Below are 25,433 nucleotides of genomic sequence, written 5' to 3' on the forward strand. Positions count from 1 at the left end.
AAGCGGGCGAAATAACAATAGCCATGGGCAAGGTGCTTCTCTGAACTTCATACTCACTCAAATTTTCATGCACCGCAGCCCATGGTTAAGAATGGGAACTATTAAGGAATTTCGGTCACGAATCTTCTAAAAAGGAGAATCTCCAATACCGAAATGACTGGGATTAATTTACAAAGCAAGGACTTTTGGATTAGAGCCCCGAAGCGGGCGCAATAACGGTAGCCATGGGCAAGGTGCTTCTCTGAACTTCATACTTACTCAAATTTTCATGCACCGCGGCCCATGGTAAAGAATGGGAACGATTAAGGAATTTCGGTCACGAATCTTCTAATTAGGGTAATTTACAATACCGAAATGGTAGAAAAATCTTATCGTTCTATTTCCTCAATCAATATGAATAAATGATACATGTCTATTTCTTGTGTCACTTTTTGTCATGATACAAAAAGTAACCAAAAAAATCTAGCGCAATAATCCTCCCCCTACACAAACCCCCGCCGGCCCGGAATTGCGCTTCCTCCCCGCTAGTGTTTCATTATGGGATTTTTTCCAAAGTGTAGGTTTCTGGAAACTATTTCTAAAGATAGTTACAGCCCCGAAGCGGGCGCAATAACAATAGCCATGGGCAAGGTGCTTTACTGAATTTTTTACTTTGGAATGTCTAAATGCACCGTAGCCCATGGTAAGTTTTAAGGGCGATTGGTATTTCGGTCACGAATCTTCTAAGTAGGGTAATTTCATTACCGAAATGGTTAGGATTAATTTACAAAACAAGGACTTTTGGATTACAGCCCCGAAGCGGGCGCAATAACAATAGCTATAGGCAAGGTGCTTCACTGAATCCTGTACTTTGGAAAATCTATTTGCACCGCAGCCCATGGTATGAATTGGAATGATTTGCCCAAATACCCGTCTCAATACCCCACCGCTGACCCATCCTCACTCGACGAATCGGCGGCACCGATATATACTTTTAGCTTGGGATCGTAAGTGATTCCCATCAATACACCTAGGTTATTGACGCCACGGAGTTTGTGTCCCATCTGCTCCAAAGCATTCCGGGTATCGGGGGAAAGAAGGTGTCTTTCATAGACCAACATATCGGGAAGCCATTGGTGGTTGATTTTCATGGCTTCGATGGCTTTGTCGATCCGCATGTTGTATTCCAAGACATTGAGCACTGTTTGAAAAACCGTATTGATGATCGTCCTTCCTCCCGGACTTCCGATGATCAGGTAGGGTTTGCCGTCTTTGGAAACGATGGTTGGCGTCATGCTTGACAACATCCGTTTTTCCGGGGCGATAAGATTGGGATTGGATCCGATCTGTCCACGGCTGTTGGTCACTCCGGCTACGGGGTTGAAATCCCCCATTTCATTGTTGAAGATGAAACCGAGTTTGGAGGAACCCATCCCTACCCCATAGGAATTTTCGAGGGTATAGGTCAGGGAAACGGCATTGCCCTCTTTGTCCACCACCGAAAAGTGAGTTGTACTGCTGCCGTCATAGAGTTGCCCAAACTTGGATGAATCGCTCAATGAAGCCTTATTCATGTCAATATTCTCAAACCGTTTTTTGGCAAATTCCTTGGACATCAACCGATCCAAAGGGATCTCAGGATTGAAATCAGGATCACCAAGATGCTCTGCCCGATCGGCAAAAGCCCTTCGCATCGCTTCAGCTACCAAATGCACATAAGCCGTTGAATTGAATTCTATTTTTTGGAGGTCTGCCTGTTCCATCAGGTTCATCATCTCGATCAGGGCAACTCCACCCGAACTTGGAGGTGGCATGGAATAAATCTCGTAGCTTTTGTAGGTTCCTTTGACAGGTTTGCGCTCAATGGCGGTATATCTTGCCAAATCTTCCTTGGTGATGATCCCTCCTTTTGCTTTCATGTAGGCTTCTATTTCTTCGGCAACTTCACCCTTATAGAATCCATCCTGACCTTTGTCCCGGATCAAAGCTAGGGTATTGGCCAAAGCAGGTTGCGTCCATATTTCCCCCGGTTGGATGATCTCCCCTGCCCCATTGCGGAAATAATTGGTCATGATATCATAGGAATCATCCCAATCTTCCATATCCAAAGCCACTTTGTACAATCCCCAAGTCATGGGGAAACCATTTTTGGCAAGGTCGACAGCAGGCTGCACCAATTCTGCCCAAGGCAATTTTCCGTATTTTTGGTGGGCAAGGTAAAGTCCTGCGACAGTGCCCGGCACGCCTGCTGCTTTTAAGCCATTGTGGTTTGCATTTTCGATAAGGTTACCTGCGGCATCCTGAAACATGTCAGGAGTGGCTTTGAGGGGCGCTTTTTCCCTAAAGTCAAATGTGGTGACATCGCCGTCTGACCTCATAAAAACAATAAAACCTCCCCCACCGATGTTGCCAGCCTCAGGATGGGTCACCGCCAAAGCAAAAGCTGTCGCAATACTCGCATCGATGGCATTCCCCCCCTTTTTCAAAATGTCGATTCCCACTTCCGAAGCAAGGACATTGTCTGAAACGACCATGCCGTTTTTGCCATAGGTCTGGGCATGGAGGTAGAATGGAGTAAAAAAGAGGGAGGCTAAACAGAGGATTGGGAGTATAATGGATTTGAAGTTTTTCATATTTGGGAAAGGCTATTTAGAATTTTCTTGCGCTACAGTTAAAACTCAGTTTCAAGGATAATTGTAACCATTGATTTCAATTTGGGTAAGTCACTTTGGATGATTTCCCAAACAGCAGTCATTTTGATATTAAAATATTCATGAGCAATCATATTTCTGAAAGATTTGACCTTATACCATGGATAGTCATACTTTTCCAGTTTTTTGGATTCAACATAATCGATTGACTCTCCGATTACAATAAATTGCATCAATACCGCGTCTTGCACCAGTCCGTTATCGCAAAAAGTTGTCAGGTTCTCCCCTTCAACATATTTCTCAATTTCTAAAATGGCTTTAAGGATTTGTTCCAACCTCTTTTGACTATCCAAATGCCTATCTTTCATATATCAGCTTTAGATCCTCTTTTACATGTTCGAAAATATAAGGCTTGAAAGAATCGATAAATCCGACGTCAACTTTTCGGTTGATGATTTTTTCTAATTCATGTTGTATTTCCACTAAATCAAAATAGGAAAAAGACTGATCTGCCTGTACAGCAATGTCCACATCGCTTTTGGGTCCATCGTCTTTCCGGGCAAAGGATCCATAAATCCATGCCTTTTCTATTTTTTGAAATTTGCTGATACCATCTTGGATCTTCTTCAATATTTCATTGCGGTCGATTTTTTGAAATGCCGAATATGCAGCCCGCTCCTCCGCCACCTTCAAAGCTTCCAAACCTATCTCCTCATCTGCCACCTCATACAATACCTTGTCAGCCAACCATGCCAACATCAAATCCTTTTCAGGAACATTGAAATAGGCAGCAAGTTTGATCACTAAATCCCTGCTTGGCTTCCTTAATCCGCGCTCGATTTTACTCACAATGGCCTGATCAATATCGAGATAAGCCGCCACAGTGCGAAGAGGTAATTCCTTTTCCTCTCTCAATTTTCTGATGGTTTCTCCGAGGCTTAGCATTTTTTCCTTAATATTTGACAAAAATTATTTTGACTAATTTTGTCAAAAATATATAAAAAATTTAAAAATTCCTCACAGTTATTAACCTATTGTACTTTGTCCAACAACAGTACCGTTTGCAACATTACATTGGCTCCGTATGCCATTTCTTCAGGTGAGGAATATTCTTTGGGATTGTGGCTGATGCCGTCTTTGCTTGGGATAAAGACAAGGCCGATCGGCCCCAATTTACCCATTTCCTGCACGTCATGACCGGCACCGCTTTGCATTTTGATATAGGATATGCCTAGAGATTGTGCTGCCTGCAGCATTTTATCCTGGATTTCCTTGCTGGCGATAGTGGGTGTTGCACCTGGACTAAGGTATTCAAATTTGATTTCGGTTTTGGTTTCTTTGGCGATCTGTGCCGCTCTTTTTTCAATATCCGCAAACATTTTCATGATCTTTTCTGAAGAAAGGTCCCGCATCTGCAGGCTCATTTCGACCTTTCCCGGAATGATATTGGGTGCGCCTGAAGGCACGGAGATTTTGCCCACACTACCTACTTGGGATCCTTCATAGCTATTGACCACTTCATTGACAGCAAGCACAAGTTTGGAGGCCGCTATCAGTGCATCCTGGCGGTCATTCATGGGCGTACTTCCTGCATGGTTGGCCATCCCGGTGACAGTGATGTCCCATTCTTCGATACCAACAATGCCTTCGACAATGGCCACTTCGACCCCGCGGCTTTCCAATACTTTGCTCTGCTCGATATGGATTTCAATAAACGCTGCCAAATCGCCAGGCTTCCGGACTACCTCCCCCAACCTATCCGGATTGCCTCCGATGGCCCTGATTCCTTCCTCCAGTGTCAATCCACTGGAAGACTTTTGGGACAAAGATTCCTTTTTCAAATTACCGGTCAATGCCCTGCTGCCAACCAATCCGCCTTCTTCATTTTGGAAAATAATCACTTCCAAAGGATGGTCAGTAATAATCTTATTTTCATTGAGAACTTCGATGATTTCCAGCGCTGTAATTGAACCGTACGCGCCGTCATAGTTTCCCCCATTGGGCACCATGTCGATATGGGAACCAAAGGCAATGGGTTTTTTGGAAGGATCTTTCCCGGCTCTTTTGCCAATGATATTGCCTGCAAAATCAATGCGCACTTCTAACCCCGCTTTTCGCATCAGGTCCATAAAATAGGCCCTTCCTTCAATATCCCCTTGGCTGTAGGCTACACGATAGTTTTCACCTTTTTCATTTTTCCCAAACTTGGCCAATTCAAAAATTCTTTGTTCAATACGTTTCTCATTGACCTTGACTTGAGCAAATATTGAAAAAGCAAACAAGACCAAAATGATTGTCAGTAATATTGATTTCATACATAAAGAATTTTTCATTTTCCCCTTTTGCTTTTTTGTAGTTTCAATTGAAAATCACCTTTTCAGAATCGTTTGGATATCTCTTGACAATAGGTATTGATTGAACTTCGGGATCTCTTGGTCCATCAATCTTTTATATTGTACCTGAATATCATCAAGCTGTTTCCTGAATTGGCCATAGACTTCCATCTGTTGATTAGTCGGCCTAAAATCTGCCCCAAAACCTCCAACATCACTTGCCAATGCGCTTATCCTTCCATAAAGTTTCATCGGATTACGGAAGGCATCTTCTCTTGCACCGGTCAAGTTTACATCAAACAACATTCCTTCCACTTCCAGGATTTTATCTTCAAGTTCTTTTGCCTTAGAAGCTATTTGTTTATCGTCATTCATCAATGTCAATTGGGCAAGCTCATTGCGGATGATTTCAATCTCATTGATTGCTGTTACCACTTCATTCATTGCCGCATTCAGTTTCAAAGAGAATTCAACTTGTTTTTGAATGTCTTCCATTGTTCCTGCAGTATTTGGGTCCTTGATGACCTTTCCCATCTGACTGAAAGTTTGTCCGTCAACAGTTATCCTGATTTCATATTCTCCGGGAATAACCCGTGGCCCAAACTGTCCGCGATAAAGATCCAAATCCCAAGTAACAAGTGGCCTGAATTCCCTGCCTTCCAATTTTACCCAAGGTTTATCCTGTGGCGCAACCAATAATTTTGGTTGGAGCGTAGGTTCATGACGCAAATCCCACCAAACCCTGTTTACGCCTGAATCTTTTCTACCATTGATGGTTCTGACTTGATTTCCGTCTTTATCAAAAATTTCCACTTTGACGTCTTTTGCCGGATTTTTCAAATAATAATTGATATCCATGCCATATGGGGGATTTGATCCCGTGGTCATGGTTCGGCCTTCCGTTTTGATACCTTGAACTTCCTGAAACCTGTAAGCAGGCCGCTGATCGAAGAGATGTACCTCCTTTGCCAAAACCTCCTGATTCAATTCTTGGATTGACCCAATGTTATCCAAAATATAGAATCCTCTTCCATAGGTACCAATGACCATGTCATTGAATTCCTCTTGGATTGTCAACCAATAAATCGGTACCGGTGGTAGGTTATTCCTAAGTCTGAACCAGGATTTGCCATCGTCCTTTGAAATGTAGAGACCTTTGTCTGTACCTGCATATAACAGACCTTTGACTTTTGGGTCTTCTCGGGTGACATGTACAAAACTTGATTCTGAGCGTTCTATTCCCCCACTGATTTTTTCCCAAGTCTTTCCGTAATCAGATGTTTTAAAAATATAGGGATCAAAGTCTCCCAACTGATGTGCATCGACTGTTACATAGGCCGTACCGGTCTCATGCCGGGATGGCTCAATGCTGGAAATTGTCCCAAGCTCAGGTTTTCCTATTATGTTTTCTGTGACATCTGTCCAGGTTTTGCCGCCGTCTCTGGTCAACTGAACCAAACCATCATTGCTTCCGGTCCAAATGAGTCCGTCTTCAATTTTTGATTCGGCAATGGCAAAAAGAACCGAGGCATCAAAAGTCATGAGGTTATCTGTCGCAATTCCTCCTGAAGACTGCTGATGGGATTTGTCGTTTCGGGTGAGGTCCGGGCTGATGATTTTCCAGCTTTGCCCATAATCTTCTGTCATATGTACAAACTGACTTCCAACATAGACACGTTTGTGGTTATGAGGACTGATAAAAATCGGAAAGGACCAATGCCATCTGTAGCGCATGTCCTTTGGAGCCCAACCATATCCTGCTTCCGGCCAAACGCGAACGTCCCGGGCATGTCCTGTACGCATGTCGTATACCTGCAGTCCACCATCATAGCATCCCGACCAAACTATATGGTTGTCTACAGGGTCAGGGATGGCCCACCCACTCTCACAACCTCCGACAGCCTGCCAGAGTCCAAGCGGAATACTTCCTTGACGGCTATTGCTTGGGCCACGGTAAGAATAGCCATCCTGCCGGTTTCCATAGACATTGTAAGGAATCTGATTATCAGTCCATACATGGTACATTTGGGCATTGGGAAAAACATGCTGTTTGTAAGTTTTCTGTTTGTTCCATGTCACTCCAAGTCCTCCGTCATGTGCGACCAGGATTCGGTCAGGATTTAAAGGATCAACCCAGATATCATGGTTGTCCCCTCCTGCCCTATAGCCTGCGACAGCGAGACTTTTGCCTCCGTCCTTAGAGGTACTGAATTTTACAGAAGCAAAGTAAATTTCATCAGGATCATCTGTGGAAACCCTCAATTTTGTGTAGTAAGGGGCACGCTCATTGATGTCATGATTGATCATGGTCAGTTCCCAAGTATCTCCGCCATCAATCGATTTCCAAAGTTGGGGACTGTCCATTTCAAATAAGGCATAGACCACATTAGGATTGCTGTATGCTAAGGCGACTGAGGTTTTGCCGACAGGATTGTCTTTTCCACCGGGCAATCCCTTTTCTTTCAAGGCCTCCCAGGTAGCTCCTCCATCTTTACTCCTGTAGATTCCGCCTCCTGTACCTCCGCTGTTTAACCCCCATGTTTTGATATCTATTGACCAAAAAGCCGCAAATATAATCTCAGGATTCTGTGGGTTTAATGCCAAATCTACAGCACCGGTATGCTCATCGACAAAAAGTACATTTTCCCAAGTCTTTCCACCATCTGTGGTTTTATAAACTCCCCTGTCCTTTTGTGGACCATAGGTATGGCCCAAAGCTGCTACATAGACGATATCCGGATTTCTGGGATGTACCACAATCTGTCCGATACGTGATGTTTCTTTCAGACCCATGTGTTGGAAACTTTTGCCGGCATCAGTGGATTTATAGATCCCATTTCCCATCGCATGGGCCGGACGGATGAGGAAAGTTTCCCCTGTTCCTGCCCATACCTGATTGGGATCCGAAGGTGCCAATGCCAATGCTGAAACAGAAGATATATCCTGGTCATCAAAAATAGACCGCCATGTTGTCCCCCCATCTTCTGTTTTGAAAAGACCCCCTGAAGCCATACCGACATACATGACCATGAGGTTGTTTGGTTCGCCGACAGCAGCAATGGTACGGTTACCATCAGGTCCTATAAATCTGAAATCAAGCTGATTTAAATACTCGGCATGATTGGTCTGCTGCGCAATACCAAGAGTAGGTAAAAGGAGAAAACAAATGAGAAAATGTTTAAAACTATTCATTTTTGATACTTTCATTTTATAAATTCGAACACATGAGAATTTTAATTTGATCTGGGTCAAAGGATTGAATATACCTGAATTTGAATTAAAAGTAAGAACCGTATCCTATATTTAGATATCATTCTTTGGTTAAACCGAAGATCATTTTTAATCCTTCAAATGGTAAGAATTTCTACAGGACAAACTCAAAAGTAGCTCAACCACCATTTATCCTTATTGCTCTGCTTATAGCTGTCAAACTTTTTGCAAAGAGGAAATAACACCAGAATCACTGAAATCCAGACAACATATACTACCCAAAGCGGAAACCCGTAGCCGGGAATCGGATTTTCGATTGCTCCCCATGCCGCCAAAACCATGTTGATCTCCCATTCAAAACCCGTAAGCATCGCCAATCCGATAGCAATCAGATGAATCAGATAAATGTGGATGATATAGAAAAAAAACGGAACCCTACCGAAGGTGCAGATAAAATCCACAAGCTTTCCTTTCCACTTTTCCGAATTGGCCAAAAGGAGTAGTGTCCCTCCCAAAGTCATCAAGAGAAACAATAGTGAAGGAGGGTATTTGGTGGGATTCAGGAATGAAACCAGATCCTGACTGGGTCTATCATACTGCTGAAACAGGACAGGATCTCCATATACATTGGTCCACCTCAGCACTACAAAAAGAATAATGGCACTTATCCCGATCAAATTAAATGTCTGTCTCCTTTTTGAACTGTCCACTGACTTGTCGTAAAAGTCACCGAAGCAAAACCCAAGCGACATCACTGCAATCCAAGGTATGATCGGATATCCCACCACAAACATTAGGTTTTCTGAAAGCATGAAAATATTGAGTTTGTGAAATAATGCCCAAGCAATTGAGTTGTCCAAACTGATAGGATCAAGAAGGTTATGTCCAAAAATGAGGATAAGGCTAAAAATCAAAATGACTTTGCGGGGTAAGTAAACCAAACCCGCCAAGACGATCATGCTGATTCCCAATGACCAGATGACCTGTAAAAGAATGATTCCAAAACTTAGATCAAAAAGCCACCCAAAATTGATCACGGTAAGCTCAATAAATACAAGCCAAAGTCCCCTTTTGAGGAGAAATCCCGACAATTCGTTTTTTGGTTTTCTCTTGCCGATCATAAATGCAGAAAGTCCTGCGAGAAAACTGAAAGCAGGCGCACAGAAATGCGTGACCCATCTGGTGAAGAAAATGGCCAAAGTTGTTTGTTCAGGATCCGCCGGGTCAAATAGGAAAGCGGAGGCATGGACATAATCCCGCACATGGTCCAATGCCATGATGAGCATCGCCAAACCTTTGACAAGATCAATAGAGGAAATTCTTTGGTTGGGGTTGGAAATTGTGGTCATCGGGGATTGTAAGTGACATCAAAAGACAGGTGAATTTTGGATTTTTGGCAACAAAGTGGTGCCGGATTATTTCTTATTCCACTGCAAAATGACTTCTGTAATCAATAGCGGAATGACCCAAGAAACCCAGCCCAAAGTCGGACCCCTTTCCACGAAAGTTCCCAACTCGATAATAGAAGGCATGGCGGCCAGCCATCTGAATATCACAAAAGCAAAAGTCACCACATAGCTCCGGATCATCCATTCCTTATGCTGCTGGATTCTCTTTCTTTTGATGGAAATAAATGCCATTGCAGCGGTACAAAACCATGCAAAAGCCAGCATTTGAAGTGCAAAGGCCCAGGTCCAGTGAATAGCCAAGGCTGTGGTCCAGGCTAGAGAAGTGGAACTGATGGTTCCGATCAGAATTGCTGTCAAATACAACTTTCCCATCCATCTGTGAACCTTCAGGTACCTGTTCCTAAACCCTGCCCAGAACTGAAAGGGTCCCAATACCAGAGCTAGCAAACCGCCTGTGATATGTCCGACCAAAGGCCACTTCATTCCCCAAAATCTGCCATAGACTTTCTCATCCAATCCGAAATAGGGTAAGGCGTCATTTAAAACAAATTTTCCGGCGAAAATGATAAGAAAACCCCAAGCCAACAGCATCAGCCAGGCTTTAGGTTTATTGGGGACGAGGGTGAGGGTTTTGGCCATATGATTTTTGCGATTTGGTATTCTCCCAAAAAGACTTGGGCAGTTTAGGATATAATTCCCTACTTGTTGATTTTATTGTTTTTGGATTTAAAAGATGGAATGGAATCGTGGGTTCACTTAGGTTGATTAACGGGGTAAAGTCAGAAACCTGAAAGGTTCTATTTTAAAGCATCATGTAATTTTTTTGTATCCACATACTGTTGAAAAGCCACCACTTTCCCGTCTTTCAAAGTCCAGAAATGCGCCACTTGGGCATTGTAGTAATTTCCATTCTTGCCTTTGGCATCATAGCGTAAAGTGGCCAATACCTTGTCATTGAGCATCCCGTGAAGTTCAATATCCTTCAAGTTGAAATATTCATGCTCCTGCATTATCCGGCCAAAAACGCCATTCAGGACCGCCTCAGGTCCTATGTAAGGATTCCCCTCTGCGTAGGAATTACTTTCTGCTTCGTTCCAAACTATTTTGGAATCCATACTACCGAGAACTGTCGGGATATCACCGACAGCAAATGCTTTGTAAAGTCCATCTATGATAGACATGTTCGTATTTGCCATTTTTATATTGTTTTTAAGGGTTAACTATTGAGTTTTTTGTTTTATAAATTGCATCATTTATGCACTTCCAATTCAATTTCAATCAAAAATTCGGATAAGGCCAAGCCTTTAATTTCTAGCCAAGAACCTGTCGGAAACTGCTTAGTATAGATTGAATTCCGGTAACCTGCATGCTCCAAGAAGGCCGGCATATCTGTGGTAAAAACATTTTCAACTACCACATCCTCGAATGTACATCCATAGTGCTTCAGGACTTTGTCCAAATCGGAGTAGCAATTTTTCATCTGTTGGAGAAAATCACCCACTGCCGTCGGCCCACCTTCATCATCCATGCTGACTGCGCCGGATACTTTGATGCTGTTTCCAATCTTTACGGCATGGGAATATCCGTAGGCTTTTTCTACCTCAGGTCGGAGGCAGAAATACTCGGGCTTTTCTGATGACATGGATATTGTTTTGGTTTTAGCTTAGAATCTACCTTTTGATATTTGGATGTAAAAACCATCAAGGACGAAGCATTACTAATTCTGTCCCAATCGATGGATTTATTTCCCCAATAAAAAAAAAGGGCTTCGGCAAAAAGGAAATCCCTCAATGCCTCTGCCCAATTTTTATCAACTATTTTGTGAATAACTCAGATGGTTTCCCAATTTCCAATTTGGAATACTTTCTGACTTTTTTTATTTACTCGGTCTACTGATGTCTTTATCAAGCGTGTAGATATAGTTCCAGGTATTTTGAAGTGAGGACCGAAAGGCTGCCTGAAGTTCATCCCTTTTGGCCTTTCCTGCGCTTTTTTCAACCGTTTGCCAAACTGCCTCCTGAATTATGTCCATGGCAGCATAATCTTTATATGGCATCACATGGTGAAAACTTGGACTTTCTGGTCCCCCAGTCTGCCATTGATACCAATAACCGCGAGTGGCTAGTCCTGCACTTTTACGAATTGCTTCCACTTCTTTTACTACTTCCATCAGCTTGTGTCCGTTTTGGGGATCCAGGTCATAGAAACTCACCCTGATCATATCTTCTGTAAGTGGGGTTTCTCTGCTGATTCCGAGCTGGAAACGGGTCACGTGCGAAGTTGCTTTCTCCACATGGGGATTGATCAGCGTCCGGGCAAGGTCTTGGCAACTTTTTCCTGACTCATCGGTTTTGTCCATTTCAGCCCAGTTGGCCATATCTGAAGCAAGTACAAAGACACTTCCTTCTCCCTGCTGTCTTTGCCACATCCTCCAAGTCCAGTCCCCTTTGTTTTGCAAATAACAGGCTTTCCATGCCTTGATGCCTTCCCTAAACTGCATTTCATGCCCAGGCTTGATGGTAAATTCAGTTACATTCATTAAGGGACCGAGCGGTTCGGTTTGGGCGATTGAGGCAGACAAGAATGCCCAGTTAAGGACTATTCCCATTGACAGGATGATTACATAATTCATTCTTTTTTTCATGGATATTTTGGTTAAGGTGGTTTTAACTATTTTTTAATTGATTAAAAATCATGATTCAATGTCAATTAATTTTATCTCTTTTCAGAAGCGTTTAGGACGAACATATCCCAAAATTGTCCCAATACATTGATTCATTTTCCCGCAATGAAAAAATAACCTGAATACTTTCCTTCGAATACCATATTGGCCTTTTGGTTTTTTTGGAGCCACTTTGGTTTAGAAATGAAGGGAAAGAGTTAAAAAAAAACTGAGCGGATATTGCAACATACCCGCTCAGTTTTAAGAATTAATGGAGAAATTACTGACTGAAATTAATTTTGTGCCGGACCGTTATTACTGATATCCCTTACGCAGATATACTTTCCATCGCGCTTTTCCCAGATCGCCATATAGTTACCTGAGGAAACAACTTTACCTGAAGCGTCTTTACGGGTGGTTTGGCCCACTTCAGTGATTGTGTTTTCATCCCCAAAAACATCTAGGACTTCGTAAGTAACCGTATGGCCTGCAGGTCTTTTAGCCATGCCTGACTCAAGTTCTTTTTGAATGGCAGCTTTACCTACCGCTACGGGGCTACCAGTTCCCATACTTACTGCATCGTCACTGTAGAAAGCAAGCAAAGCAGAAACATCACCTGCATTATCAGCGGCAGCCCAAGCAGTTTCCAATGCTTGGATTTCAGCTTTGATGGCAGCCATATCGGGCTCAGCGGCAACTGTCGGTGCCATTTCTTCCGGAGCAGCCGCTTCTTCAGGAGCGGGTGAGCTACAGGCAACACTAAATAGAGCGAGGGCGACACAGGCTATTGCTGTGCGAAAATAGTTTTTCATGGTTATTTTGGTTGTTGTTTAGTGCCTACTTTGGTCGGTTTTCGGCTTTCCCGTTTTTTGTTTTTTGAATCCTTAAGATCAATTAGCCATAACGCTCATTTATCGTGGCAAATAGTCTAAGCATGACTACCCAATTCTTTTTTAAATGGCGGTTTTTGCAGATAACTTAACCGTCTCCACACCCATTCCATCGGCCCAAAATGGAAATATTTGAGCCATATCGGACTTAGTATCATTTGAAATATCCAGATGGAAAAAACCACATATAGCAATTCGAAACGCTCAAGTTTTCCAAACAAGCCGAATCCAACTCCTGTAAAAACAAACATGCAAATGACAGAATGCATCAGGTAATTTGTGAGCGCCATTTTGCCGACAGCGGCCAAACTGTGCTTTAGCCATCCCAGTATCGGAATCTTGGAAAACATCATGATCATTCCGATATGACCCATAGCCACAGGAACACGTCCGAGATCGTAGGTCATATTGGTTTTTGAAAATCCGAGATAAGAAAAGTCACTTTCAATGATTGAGCTGATTTCATAGAAGTTGACCAAGAACCCAACTCCATATCCAAACAAAACCATAAGACTATAAAATCCATAGGGTTTTTCACCCGAAAGGACCCTCCATTTAAACAGCGCCATTCCCAACAGCATCATGGGCAAGATGTCCCAAAGATCATATCTGTAGGGGAAAAAAGTATTGAAAAAAGTATTGATCGGTGCCAAATAAATGACCACATCGACATATCCTTTCCGCATACTTTCATGTTCAAAATCGATAAATTCCTGAGAACGCTCATACTGCTTTTGCTCCCACCGGCTTACCGCATCTTTCATTGGTTTGGTGAGCGGTGTTCCTTGGTCTTTATATGTTTCAGCCAAAGCCACTTGCTCTATCATGGCCACATCCTTACGATAATCAACATAACTCCAGAGAGAGCCAATGGAAAATAAAAAGACAGCAATCAGGACAAGGTATCTGGAACTGATTTTTCTAAAAGAATATACAAAAAAACCCATTAGGGCATATTCGTAAAGAATCTCACCTCTCCATAACAATAAATATCCATGGACCAAACCAAAAAACAACAGCCAAAGCAGTCTTCGGAAATAGATATCCGCTGCCTTGATACCTGCATTTTTTTTCTCAAACCTATCCAAAAGAATATACATCCCAACACCAAATAGAAGAGAAAACAAGGCACGCATCGTACCTTCAAAAAATAGGTTTGAGGCTATCCAGGCGCCAAGATTCCAACCTTCTGCCCCACCTGAAACAGTGGGGTCATTGTATGCCCCGGAAAGGCCAAATCCATTGATATTCATCAATAGGATTCCGCAAAGGACAATGCCGCGCATGACATCCAAGGAAGTGACGCGCTCCGACAATTCAATGGGCGCTAGGCCTCCATCAATGTTTATATCTTTCATAAAATTCGGTTCCGTAAGTATTTAAAATAAAAAAAGGACAACCGGGGTATATGCAACTATTGGTCGATTCATTGCATCCCCCCGATTATCCCATTTAAGGGATTCAGACCTTATGTCTGAATCTACCTCGATCGTTCAAAAAAGGGTCACTCTCAACAAAAAATATAAATTAATCATGGCTTATAAATTGGAATCAGACGCTTTACTTTTCTGAAGGGGACTTTGGCTAGCAATCAGCTTCGTCCTGACATCTCATGTATTCCAACCTGAGTTGGTTTATTTTCCCTAAGGGGGTATTTAGGTATTGGTGGTTATTCATTTTCTTAAGCTTACCTGCCATATCAAGAATTAATTCTCTCTTTATTCTAAGACGCAACCAATTAAAGCGTGATACTGAAAAAAAAGAAATGACCTAGGACGAACGACCGTTTATATTGTCCGAATGCCATCTAAAAATTTCCGAATGAAAAACAGGGAAATAATATTCGGGGATTTTGGCTGAATTGACCTATTTAAAATATTATATTTCAGAGATGAAAAAAATATTTTCCCTTTTGTTTTTTTTGATCACTCTCCATGTAGAGGCTCAGCTATATTATAAAAACGGGAAAATAGAGTATCTACAGGTTTTTGTCGATACGGATGATTTTGGGGCTGATTACCTAGACCGCCTTGAAGCCGGTCTCAAAGAAATCAAAGTGGATACGCTTAAAATCAAAGTCATAAATGACTTGGGGTATTTTTACCACACAAGAAATCTTAAGAAATCATTGTCAATCATCAATCAGGGACTTGAGGAGGCAAGGCGGATGAGTGACAAATATTGGGAAGGAAAACTTCAGGTTTCCCAAGGGGCCATTTTATTGAGACAGGATGAGTTGGATTGGGCAGAGATTGTACTCAAAAGTGCGATCGATAAAATCCCTGAAGAAGAAAGTTGGCTGCTTTACACCAACTTGGGTTATGTTTTTGAAAGAAGGGGAAACCTTGGGGAAGCTTTTGAATATGCCGCCAAAACATTGAAAATAGGAGAAAAATACAGGGATGAAAAGGCGATTGCCATGGCTTATTCAGATATGAGCAATCTTTTTTGGAAACAGAAAAAATATGAAATCGGCCTGGAATATGGATTGAAGTCTTTGGAGATTTTTGAAAAAAGAAACCTGAAAGACCTTGATTATGATTTTACACTTCATGTGGTGGGCAACAATCTGATTGAGCTCCAGAGGTATGATGAAGCCCGCGGATATTTTATGAAATCAATCGCTATAGGAGAGAAATATGGATTTTACAACAACCTGAGCGATACCTACATTGCGCTATCGGATCTATACAATAAGTCCGGAGATTATCTTGAAGCTGAAAAATCAGGATTGGAAGCTTTGAAATATGCCGAATTATTGGAAAATGATTTTATGATCATGCGGTCCTTGCTTTCTTTGGGAAAATCCAACAACAGCATCGGCCATTTTCCCCATGCCATTGAGTTTTTGGAAAAAAGCATTCTTGTCGCTTCGAATGACTTCGGAGACAAATATTACCTCGGGCTTGTATACAATGAACTGAGCAAGGCCTATGAAGGGGATAAAAAGTTTGCCAAAGCCTTGGAAGCCAACAGAAAGTATGATGAACTCAAACAAAGTGTTTTCACCACCGAGGCGGATCAGAGGATTTCCCAATTGCAGACCGAAATGGATGTCTCCCAAAAAGAGCACACCATCAACCTGCAGCAGGCAAGGTTAGAAAAACATAAAATCCTTCAGACCTTCATCCTGATACTTTCCGGACTTTTGGTTGTCATCTTAGCCATTCTTTTTATCGTAATGAGGCGACGCAAAAATTATAACCTGCTTTTGGAAAAACAGAATCTTGAGAAGGAGTATTTATTGAAAGAAATCCACCATCGGGTAAAAAACAACCTAGAGACAATTTCCAGCCTCTTGGCCCTACAGACCGCCAAGATAGAAAATAAAGAATTTCTAAGTATCATGGAACAAACCCAAAACAGGGTTCACAGCATAGGATTGATCCATCAGAAACTGTATCAGGGCAAAGACATCAAATCAATAGAAATGAGGGATTTTTTCCTGACTTTGGGTGAGTACATCATTGATACCTTCAATGCCTCAAACCGAATTGAGCTTTATTGCGAAATGGAACCCTTGGGTTTGGATATAGATCGGGCAATTCCTATCGGATTGATTGTCAATGAATTGCTATCAAACTCCCTCAAGTATGCTTTTCCAAATGGAAACCATGGAAGGATCAACATCGCTTTATCTGAAAAAAATTCTCACCTCATTCTTCATTTTTCCGACAACGGAATAGGTATTGGAGAAAAACCGGAAATCCGTGGATCGGGATTCGGCACCCAATTGATCAATCTGCTGACCCAGCAGCTTGATGGAAAAATGACTTTATTTACCAATTCAGGAACAGAAATCTTCTTTGAATTCCAAACCCAAAAAGCAGCATGAGCCATACCACCCGAATTTTAATTGTAGAAGATGACATGATTATAGCAGCCAACATTGGCTTGCAACTCAGCAATCTGGGATATGAAGTGACCGGACTGGAATCAAGAGGAGAAGAAGCAGTGCACCATGCTTTGGAAAACAAACCGGACATCATTTTGATGGACATACAGTTAAAGGGCAAAATGAGTGGCATTGATGCCGCTAAAGCCATCAAAAAGTTAATCGACATTCCCGTGATTTACCTGACAGCCAATGTGGATGATGCGAGTTTCACCAAGGCAAAAGAAACACATCCTTTTGCATTTATCTCAAAACCATTCAAGAAACTCGATCTTGAAAGAACCATCGCCTTGGTAGAGGAAAAAATCAAAGAGAAAAATCAGGAGATCCTTTCCACTGAAAATTCATTCGAATACCAGGGGGACAGGATTTTTATCCGAAACCAAAATAAACTAGTCAAAGTCTTGTTGGATGAAATCCTTTACATCGAGGCCGAAAGGAACTATTGTAATATATATCTTACTAACCTCACTTATTTGATTGTCAGTCCATTAAACAAACTTTGTGAAAAAATGGACCAAAAAAATTTCATCAGAATCCACAGGTCCTACGTAGTCAATTTCTCAAAACTTGATGCAGTCGCTGATTCACATGTGGAAATTCAGGGTAAATTGATTCCTGTGGGAAAACAGTTTAAAGAAGACCTGCACCGATTATTGAATAAGGTTTAAGAAAATCACTTTTTATCCTGCTGCCAAAATCCCCCCGTCTATAGTAAAAGCACTTCCAGTAATCCAGGATGAGTCGTCACTCGCGAGAAAAAGAGCAAGTTTAGAAACGTCTGCCGGCAAGCCTAATCTTTTGAGCAAAGTAGCTTTTCCTGCATTGGCAACTGCTTGGGCGGGGTCAGGAAATGCAATAGCAGAAGCATGGATAAAAGGCGTATCTACAGGACCGGGGCACATGGTATTGACACGGACTGTGGGACCATAATCCACTGCAACCTGTCTGGCCAATGCCAATAAAGCTGCTTTGGAAGCACAGTAGGCGGGATGGTTTGGGAAAGATTTATAGGCGGCAATCGAAGAATTGACCACCACAGTGGCAGATGGCCTTTTGAGCATTTCAGGCAAGGCAAATTTCAAAAGATAAAAGACCGAATCCACATTGGTTCTGAATGTGATGTCCCAATCTGAGGGCTCCAATTCCGTCACGGAACCCAAACCAAGCATTCCGGCATTGGCCACCAAGCCATCCAATTGTCCAAATGACTTTATTGCCAATTCGACCAACTGCTTATTGTAATCCTTTTCACCGACATCCCCGGCTAAAAATTCAGCCTTTCCACCATTTTCCTCTATTCCTTCTGATAAAATCTTTCCTTTGGATTCATCCCTCCCACTCAGGACCAGGTTTGCACCTTCTTTTGCAAAATCCAAAGCAAGGGCCCTGCCCATTCCGCTTGTAGCCCCTGTGATGATAAATGTTTTTTGGTGGAATTTCATGGCTTAATTCCTTTGTCTGATGTTTGAAAAACTAAATCAAAAATATGCGGGATTTTGCTTCTTTATCAACCACCAAAATAAATTATAATTTTATATCCATAGTATCTGTATTAAATTCTGAAATTTCTTAGCTTTAAAAAGCTTTGACTTTTTTGGAGAAAAAAGAAAAGGTGAATTCAAACCCATTTTAACCATGAAGCCTACCAATACCAAAGACCCTGAATACTACCATAAAGTAGTAGATTGCCAATACGCCTGCCCCGCCCATACCCCGGTTCCGGAATATATCCGGCTTATCGCTGCCGAAAAATTCACTGAAGCCTACATGGTCAACTGGGAATCCAATGTTTTTCCGGGTGTACTCGGAAGAACCTGTGACCGACCCTGCGAACCGGCTTGCCGGAGGGTAAGGGTCGAAGAGGAACCTGTTGCCATCTGCAGACTCAAAAGAGTCGCTGCAGACAACAAAGGCGATGTCAAACAGCACATGCCGCAAGGTCCATTTCCATCCAATGGAAAAAAAATCGCCCTGATCGGCGGCGGTCCTGCATCGCTTACGGTGGCGAGGGATCTGGCTCCATTGGGCTATGAAATCCACCTTTTTGATGAGCAGAAAGCAGGCGGAGGAATGATGCGCAGTCAGATTCCGTCTTTCAGGCTTCCCGAAGAAGTGCTCAATGAAGAAGTCAATTTTATCCTTGATCTTGGGATCCATACCCAATTTATGACCTATGTCAAAAGCCTCAAAGAAGTACTCGGAGGAGGATATGATGCGGTTTTTGTTGGGACAGGTGCACCAAAAGGCAGAGACTTACCAAAATTGCCCGGAAGAAAAGAAGCTGATAAAAATATCCATATAGGGATCGAATGGTTGGCTGGAGTGGCATTTGAACATATCAAATCCATTTCCCAAAAAGTCATCGTTCTTGGAGGTGGCAATACCGCAATGGACTGCTGCAGAACCTCCAGAAGGTTGGGAGGTAAAGAGGTGAAAGTAGTCGTCCGAAGCCCATTTGATGAAATGAAGGCCTCCCCTTGGGAAAAAGAAGATGCCCTCCATGAGGACATCAATATTATTGATAACCATGTTCCGCTGAGTTTTGAAGTCAAAGACGGTAAACTCATCGGGATGAAATTCCAGAAGGTAAAACCTGTCTATGATGAAAACGGCAAAAGACAACTTCTTCCAACGGAAGAAGACGATGTTTTCATTGAAGCCGATGAAGTGCTGATCGCAATAGGCCAGGAAAACAGTTTCCCTTGGATAGAAAGAAACATAGGACTGGAATTTGACCAATGGGGAATGCCTGTAGTGGACGAGCGCACATTTCAATCCACCAACCCCAAAGTATTCTTTGGCGGTGACTCCGCCTTCGGACCAAAAAATGTCATCACAGCCGTTGCCCATGGCCATCATGCCGCAGTATCGATCCACCTTTTTTGTGAAGGATTGGATGTGCATGACAGACCTTCTCCCTACACTAACCTTGTCAGCCAAAAGATGGGAATCCATGAGTGGATTTATGACAGCAGTGTAGCAATTGACCAAAGGCATATTGTACCCCAAGCCAAGAAATCCCAAACCCTCAAAGACAGAAAAAAAGAAGTCGAATTGGGGTTTGACATCGCAACCGCATATAAAGAAACCCAAAGATGCCTCAACTGTGACGTGCAGACCGTTTTTACAGAGGACAGGTGCATAGAATGTGATGCCTGTATGGACGTATGTCCAACTTCCTGTATTACTTTCACTGTCAATGCAGAAGAATCCGACCTTAGGCAGAATCTCCTGGTTCCTGCAGAAAATCTTACACAGGATTTATTGGTTTCCAAAGAGCTGAAAACAGGACGTGTTATGGTCAAGGATGAAGATGTATGCCTACACTGTGGACTTTGTGCAGAAAGGTGCCCAACCTCCGCATGGGATATGCAAAAATTCCTATACTCCACGACCAAAGCCAATCAAATGATCACCCCTTTTCCATCAATAGAAAAATGATCCACGCCATCAATGATTTCATAGTCCGGTTTGCCAACGTGAATGGTACCGGATCTGCTAGTGCCAATTTCCTTTTTGCCAAAGCAATTTTTAGGATGGGAATACCTGTCACTCCAAAAAATATATTCCCTTCCAATATTCAGGGACTTCCTACCTGGTATGAAGTCCGTGTGAGTGAAAAGGGGTATTTAGGGAGAAGAGAAGGCATTGACATTTTGGTCTCTGTCAATCCCCAAAGTATGGCACAAGATGTAAAAAGTGTCAAACCAGGAGGATTCTTTATGTACGACAGTACCAAAAGACTTACTCCTCCCTACATCAGGGAAGACATCCATTACCTTGGGGTGCCGATGATGGAAATGTCCAATGAGGCCTTTTCTGACCCGAGAAAAAGGCAACTCTTGAAAAACATCATTTATGTTGGCGCGCTGGCCCAGCTATTGGATATGGATTTCCAAGAACTAGAAAAACTCATCGGCGAGCAGTTTGAAGGCAAGCCACAATTGATAGAAGCCAACCTCCAAGCCTTAAAATTAGGAATGGACTATGTGAAGGTCAATTTTGATTACCCCTTGATGTTTAGGCTGGAAAGAAGAAACCTGATTAAGGACAAAATCCTGGTAGATGGCAACACCGCGTGTGGCCTTGGAGCGGTCTACGGAGGTGCCACCGTCATGGCTTGGTATCCGATCACGCCTTCCACTTCGGTGGCGGAGGCGTTTGAACATTATTGTGAAGAATACAGGACCGATCCTGACTCAGGCGAAAAAAGATTTGCCATCATCCAAGCCGAGGATGAACTCGCTGCCATGGGGATGGTTATCGGTGCCAATTGGAACGGTGCCCGGGGATTTACTGCTACCAGCGGTCCGGGAGTCTCCTTGATGAATGAGTTCCTGGGTTTGGCTTACTTTGCCGAGGTACCTGCTGTCCTCATAGATGTCCAAAGAACCGGACCCAGTACAGGCATGCCCACTAGAACACAACAATCGGACATTCTACTTGCTGCCTATGCTTCCCATGGGGATACCAAACATGTCTTGGTTTTCCCCGCTACTCCGCATGAATGTTTTGAGTTGACAGCAGAAAGTTTTGACCTCGCCGAGCGCCTGCAGACACCGATCATGGTAATGACAGATCTGGACCTTGGCATGAATGACCACATCAGTGAACCGTTTCATTGGGATCAAAAAAGAAAGTACGACAGGGGAAAAGTACTCAATGCGGAGGAATTGGAGCATATTGGCCGATTTGGAAGATATCTGGATGTGGATGGTGACGGCATTCCTTACAGGACCTATCCGGGCACGCATCCTACCAAAGGCTCCTTCTTTACCAGAGGAACTTCACGGGATGAATACGCTGCCTATACCGAAGATGGTGCTGCATACAAAAGAAACATGGACCGATTGATGGTCAAATGGGAAACGGCGAAGAAAGTCGTTCCGAAAGCCCATTTGTACCAAAAGGAAAACAAGTCAGAAATCGGGATTTTATTTTATGGAACATCCACTTTTTCGGCAGAGGAAGCTAAAGACATTTTGGAAGAAAATGGAATCATAGTAGATGCGATCAGAATCAGAGCCTTTCCTTTTGGGGAAGAGGTGGTTCAATTTATCCATTCCCATTCGACTGTTTTTGTCATCGAACAAAACAGGGATGCACAGCTGCGCAGTATGATGATCATGGAACTTGAAACCAATCCGACCAAATTGATCCCCGTTTTGAATTATGATGGTATGCCGATCACGGCTGACGCCATCAAAAACCAAATTTTAAAGCATTTAAACCTAGAAAATACCCAACACCATGAGTTATCTAAAACCGCTCTTTAGACATCCGAAACTTCCGAAAAACAAACTTGGCTACACCCAAAAGGAATATGAGGGCTCACTCTCCACACTCTGTGCAGGATGTGGACACGACAGCATCAGCGCGGCTATCGTGCAGGCTTGCTTTGAAATGTCCGTAGAACCCCATAAAGTAGCCAAAATTTCCGGAATCGGATGTTCATCCAAAACACCTACCTACTTTTTGGGTAATTCACATGGTTTCAATTCCGTACACGGCAGGATGCCTTCAGTCGCTACCGGTGCGAGTATGGCGAATAAGGACATGGTGTATTTTGGGGTTTCAGGGGACGGGGATTCAGCATCTATCGGCATGGGGCAGTTTGTCCATGTCATCCGGCGAAATCTGAATATGGTCTATATCGTGATGAACAACGGCTGCTATGGCCTGACCAAAGGACAGGATTCTGCCACCGCAGACCAAGGTTCGCGGAGCAAAGCCGGTTCCGTCAATCCATTTCAAGCCATCGATCTAGCGAGTTTGGCTATAGAATTGGGAGCAACCTTTGTGGCTCAGAGTTTTAGCGGGGACAAGCAGCAATTGGTTCCGCTCATCAAGGCCGCCATGCACCATAAAGGTTTTGCCTTTCTCAATGTGATTTCTCCTTGTGTGACTTTCAACAACAATCCAGGTTCTACCAAATCTTACGACTATGTGAGGGAACATATTGAAGCCACTTCGACTTTGGACTTTGTTCCGGAAATGCCCGAAATCAAAACCAATTACGAAAAAGGGAAATCCACCAGGGTTGCGATGCACGATGGCACCTTGATCCAACTGAATAAATTGGCAACAGATTGGAATCCCGAGGACAGAGTTTCTGTAGCCAATGCCCTTCAGCATGCAAGAACAAAAAATGAAATCCTGACTGGCTTACTCTATGTCAATACCGAATGGAAAGACCTTCATGGCACATTAAGCACCTGCAGCACACCTTTGAATAAATTGAAAGAAGCTGAGCTATGTCCGGGAACGGAGGCTTTGAATGAGATCAATGCGGGGTATAGGTAAATGAGTATATACGCAACCTCTACATTTCTTGAAGGGAAAATCCTTGGTTTTGGGATGGAAGACCGAAGACAGAAGACGGATGTAACGGGCAATTAGCAATTTTATCAAAAACTATCTAGATAGGCTTGGTATTTAGAAATGCCAATATTATGGGTCTTGGTTGTCTTTTTGAATACATCATTGGATCGGAGGCAGGATATTAGAATGTTGGTAAAAAAGTTACAGCACTGAAGGTGCGAAATACCCTAGAGATGGGTGCAGCCCATCGTAATTGTAGGAAATGTTTGAAGAAAGCCCTGAAGGGGCGAAATATCTCTAAGGACAAGAAAGAAAATGATCCCGCCCTTTCAGGGCTTAAGGGAATTATCGGATGAATTATGGATGGGCTTCACCCATCCCTTTATTATTTTGCCCTTTCAGGGCTAATTTAAATTTGGTTTTAGGTTAGTATTTGGACATTTCTCAATTATGGGACATACCCATCCAACCCACACTGCTGCATAAATTCATTGTTGAATAGTTGCTGTACTTCTTGGGTCATCACCTTGGACCGTTGCTTTTTCCATTGTTGTATCTTTTCATTTCCATAGATATAATTCAAGCGGTTCTTGTCTACGATGCGGTTTAGCTTTCCCCAATGGATGGTATAGGGAATCGCAGCGGCTTCCAAAGATTCCAAAACCGCTTGATAAAACTGATGGTTGACCGCAGCATCAGCACCGTCAAGTTCCATCACTACAGAATGTTTGAACCGGGTAAAGGCAAGGGTTGCGGCATTTCCTTTTACAAACCGAAAAGCTAAAACACCTGCGAGTTTAACATTTTCATTGATTTTTAGGCAAATTTGGATTGCTTTGACCACATCTTTTACATCTAGACAAATAGCTGCACTGAATACTTTTCCCCGGAACCTTGTATTAGTAAATGTCTCAGAGATTGTTCCTGTCAGATCCTCGGGTCTGCTATAGGCTAATCCAAAAAGTGAATTCACGATTTGGGGTACCAAGATTCTATTCAAAAATCCAACCTTGGCCTGAACTTGATCCAAAACCGTTTGAATCAACCCAAGCGTATCATCCCCATAGGTAAATCCCGAGGTCGCATGTTCAATTCTCTTATAATCTTCCCTGTAGGCAACTTTGAACATGGACCTCATGTACACCCCTTTTTCAGGATCGTTAAATGCGAAATCATGGGGATTGACTGCCAACTCAAAATGATAAAGGTGCCTTTGCGGATCGTTCCATGTGTATTTGAGGTGGTGCTGTATTTTTGAAAAATCCATCTTGGTGACAGCTTCGGTCATGGCATTGTCAAATGGCACTCTCTGCATTTTTTGCTCCAAAAGGAATTTGTCCTCCACCTCCACCAAGACTCCATGAATAATCCCAAAACTCCCAAAACTCACCAAAATAGCATTGAAAAGTTCATCTTCTATGATCGTCTCTGCTCCTAATTTCATATGAAAAGCATCGGAAGTAATCCGTCTCGAAGCCCTCTCTACGTAAATATGCCTGTCAGGACCGGTAATGACGTGCATGCCAACAACCATTTCGGGCAAAGCACCCTTAAATACAGCTGCCCCATGGGTTCCCGTGGAAAAGGCACCCGCAATGGTTTGGCCATTGCTTCCGCCACTCACCATCAGACTTTTGGAAGGTTGTGATTGCTTTTCGAGGTATTCATTGATTTGGATGATGGTATTTCCACACTGCAAAAACTTAAAATTTTCAGGCTTATTGCCTGCATTCAAAAAATCGGGATGGAAATTTTCTTTTCCTAACGCAAATTTATGTCTCAGCCTCTTGGTATTGATAATCGCATCTTCGCTTACTGCCACTTTGCTAAATGACCATCCACTCCCCATTGCGCGGATATTGAGCTGGTTTTCCAAGGCATACTTGATGATCCATTGGAAATTGGCCGTACATTTTTTGTATTGGGAAAACTGGTCAAGGCTTTGGAAAGATGGATCATCCAAGACCATATCAAAGGAAAGGTCTTCATCTAAAGGCTGGGTATAGTTTTGGTGGACATTGGTGAATTCCTTGATTTTCCAAGGAATAACTCCTGCAGGATAGGTCATGGCAAAATGGGT

Annotated in this window: 19 protein-coding genes; 5 read left to right on the forward strand and 14 right to left on the reverse strand. The window is 42.8% G+C overall.

From position 1 onward, the window contains the following. Nucleotides 1-914 precede the first annotated feature (914 nt). From ggt to DQW11_RS03000, 12 genes are all read right to left on the reverse strand, one after another. Complete coding sequence (gene ggt, locus DQW11_RS02945; RefSeq protein WP_113922504.1) at nt 915-2,612, reverse strand: gamma-glutamyltransferase; 1,698 nt, start codon at nt 2,610-2,612, stop codon at nt 915-917. A 38-nt stretch (nt 2,613-2,650) separates the two neighbouring features. Continuing rightward, entirely contained in the window at nt 2,651-2,998 is a 348-nt protein-coding gene (locus DQW11_RS02950) for a HepT-like ribonuclease domain-containing protein (RefSeq protein ID WP_113922505.1), read from the reverse strand. Next, on the reverse strand, nt 2,988-3,575 hold the full coding sequence (locus tag DQW11_RS02955) for an XRE family transcriptional regulator (protein WP_113922506.1): 588 nt from the start codon (nt 3,573-3,575) through the stop codon (nt 2,988-2,990). Before DQW11_RS02955 ends, DQW11_RS02950 begins: the two co-directional genes overlap by 11 nt. An 86-nt stretch (nt 3,576-3,661) precedes the next feature. Beyond that, nucleotides 3,662-4,945: a M20 family metallo-hydrolase gene (locus tag DQW11_RS02960; RefSeq protein ID WP_113923183.1), complete on the reverse strand. Its 1,284-nt coding sequence runs from the start codon at nt 4,943-4,945 to the stop codon at nt 3,662-3,664. Between the two features lie 54 nt (nt 4,946-4,999). Next, a complete protein-coding gene (locus tag DQW11_RS02965) occupies nt 5,000-8,155 on the reverse strand; it encodes a glycosyl hydrolase (RefSeq protein ID WP_113923184.1) in 3,156 nt (1,051 codons plus the stop codon). A 185-nt stretch (nt 8,156-8,340) separates the two neighbouring features. Then, complete coding sequence (locus tag DQW11_RS02970) at nt 8,341-9,522, reverse strand: DUF1624 domain-containing protein (RefSeq protein WP_113922507.1); 1,182 nt, start codon at nt 9,520-9,522, stop codon at nt 8,341-8,343. A gap of 66 nt (nt 9,523-9,588) precedes the next feature. After that, the gene (locus DQW11_RS02975; protein ID WP_113922508.1) at nt 9,589-10,221 is read right to left on the reverse strand and encodes a DUF2306 domain-containing protein; all 633 of its coding nucleotides are present in this window, start codon (nt 10,219-10,221) and stop codon (nt 9,589-9,591) included. Nucleotides 10,222-10,379: 158 nt separating this feature from the next. Then, nucleotides 10,380-10,778 (reverse strand): nuclear transport factor 2 family protein, encoded by a 399-nt coding sequence (locus DQW11_RS02980; protein WP_113922509.1) that lies wholly within the window; start codon nt 10,776-10,778, stop codon nt 10,380-10,382. Between the two features lie 53 nt (nt 10,779-10,831). Beyond that, complete coding sequence (locus DQW11_RS02985; protein WP_113922510.1) at nt 10,832-11,224, reverse strand: RidA family protein; 393 nt, start codon at nt 11,222-11,224, stop codon at nt 10,832-10,834. Nucleotides 11,225-11,458: 234 nt separating this feature from the next. Next, entirely contained in the window at nt 11,459-12,226 is a 768-nt protein-coding gene (locus DQW11_RS02990) for a hypothetical protein (RefSeq protein WP_113922511.1), read from the reverse strand. A 311-nt stretch (nt 12,227-12,537) separates the two neighbouring features. Further along, the gene (locus DQW11_RS02995) at nt 12,538-13,056 is read right to left on the reverse strand and encodes a YybH family protein (RefSeq protein ID WP_113922512.1); all 519 of its coding nucleotides are present in this window, start codon (nt 13,054-13,056) and stop codon (nt 12,538-12,540) included. A 116-nt stretch (nt 13,057-13,172) separates the two neighbouring features. Further along, the gene (locus DQW11_RS03000) at nt 13,173-14,492 is read right to left on the reverse strand and encodes a DUF418 domain-containing protein (RefSeq protein WP_232826661.1); all 1,320 of its coding nucleotides are present in this window, start codon (nt 14,490-14,492) and stop codon (nt 13,173-13,175) included. 533 nt (nt 14,493-15,025) lie between these two features. Here DQW11_RS03000 and DQW11_RS03005 point away from each other — a divergent pair. Further along, on the forward strand, nt 15,026-16,969 hold the full coding sequence (locus DQW11_RS03005; RefSeq protein ID WP_113923186.1) for a tetratricopeptide repeat-containing sensor histidine kinase: 1,944 nt from the start codon (nt 15,026-15,028) through the stop codon (nt 16,967-16,969). Continuing rightward, nucleotides 16,966-17,700 carry a LytR/AlgR family response regulator transcription factor gene (locus tag DQW11_RS03010; RefSeq protein WP_113922513.1) on the forward strand — a complete coding sequence of 245 codons (735 nt, stop codon included), beginning with the start codon at nt 16,966-16,968 and terminating at the stop codon, nt 17,698-17,700. Before DQW11_RS03005 ends, DQW11_RS03010 begins: the two co-directional genes overlap by 4 nt. Before the next feature lie 12 nt (nt 17,701-17,712). Here DQW11_RS03010 and DQW11_RS03015 read toward each other — a convergent pair whose 3' ends face one another. Next, entirely contained in the window at nt 17,713-18,474 is a 762-nt protein-coding gene (locus DQW11_RS03015) for an SDR family NAD(P)-dependent oxidoreductase (RefSeq protein WP_113922514.1), read from the reverse strand. A gap of 193 nt (nt 18,475-18,667) precedes the next feature. Between DQW11_RS03015 and DQW11_RS03020 the strand changes: the two genes are divergently transcribed. Genes DQW11_RS03020 through DQW11_RS03030 form a run of 3 tightly spaced genes read left to right on the forward strand, consistent with a single transcriptional unit; the run spans nt 18,668 to nt 23,335 of the window. Beyond that, entirely contained in the window at nt 18,668-20,473 is a 1,806-nt protein-coding gene (locus DQW11_RS03020) for an FAD-dependent oxidoreductase (protein ID WP_113922515.1), read from the forward strand. Next, nucleotides 20,470-22,308: a 2-oxoacid:acceptor oxidoreductase subunit alpha gene (locus DQW11_RS03025; RefSeq protein WP_113922516.1), complete on the forward strand. Its 1,839-nt coding sequence runs from the start codon at nt 20,470-20,472 to the stop codon at nt 22,306-22,308. The genes DQW11_RS03020 and DQW11_RS03025 overlap by 4 nt, the downstream gene beginning before the upstream one ends. Next, entirely contained in the window at nt 22,283-23,335 is a 1,053-nt protein-coding gene (locus DQW11_RS03030) for a 2-oxoacid:ferredoxin oxidoreductase subunit beta (protein ID WP_113922517.1), read from the forward strand. Before DQW11_RS03025 ends, DQW11_RS03030 begins: the two co-directional genes overlap by 26 nt. Before the next feature lie 466 nt (nt 23,336-23,801). Here DQW11_RS03030 and DQW11_RS03035 read toward each other — a convergent pair whose 3' ends face one another. Further along, nucleotides 23,802-25,421 (reverse strand): FAD-binding protein, encoded by a 1,620-nt coding sequence (locus tag DQW11_RS03035; RefSeq protein WP_113922518.1) that lies wholly within the window; start codon nt 25,419-25,421, stop codon nt 23,802-23,804. Nucleotides 25,422-25,433 lie beyond the last annotated feature (12 nt).

Origin of the sequence: Cognataquiflexum aquatile (assembly GCF_003316845.1) — a bacterium.
Lineage (GTDB): Bacteria > Bacteroidota > Bacteroidia > Cytophagales > Cyclobacteriaceae > Cognataquiflexum > Cognataquiflexum aquatile.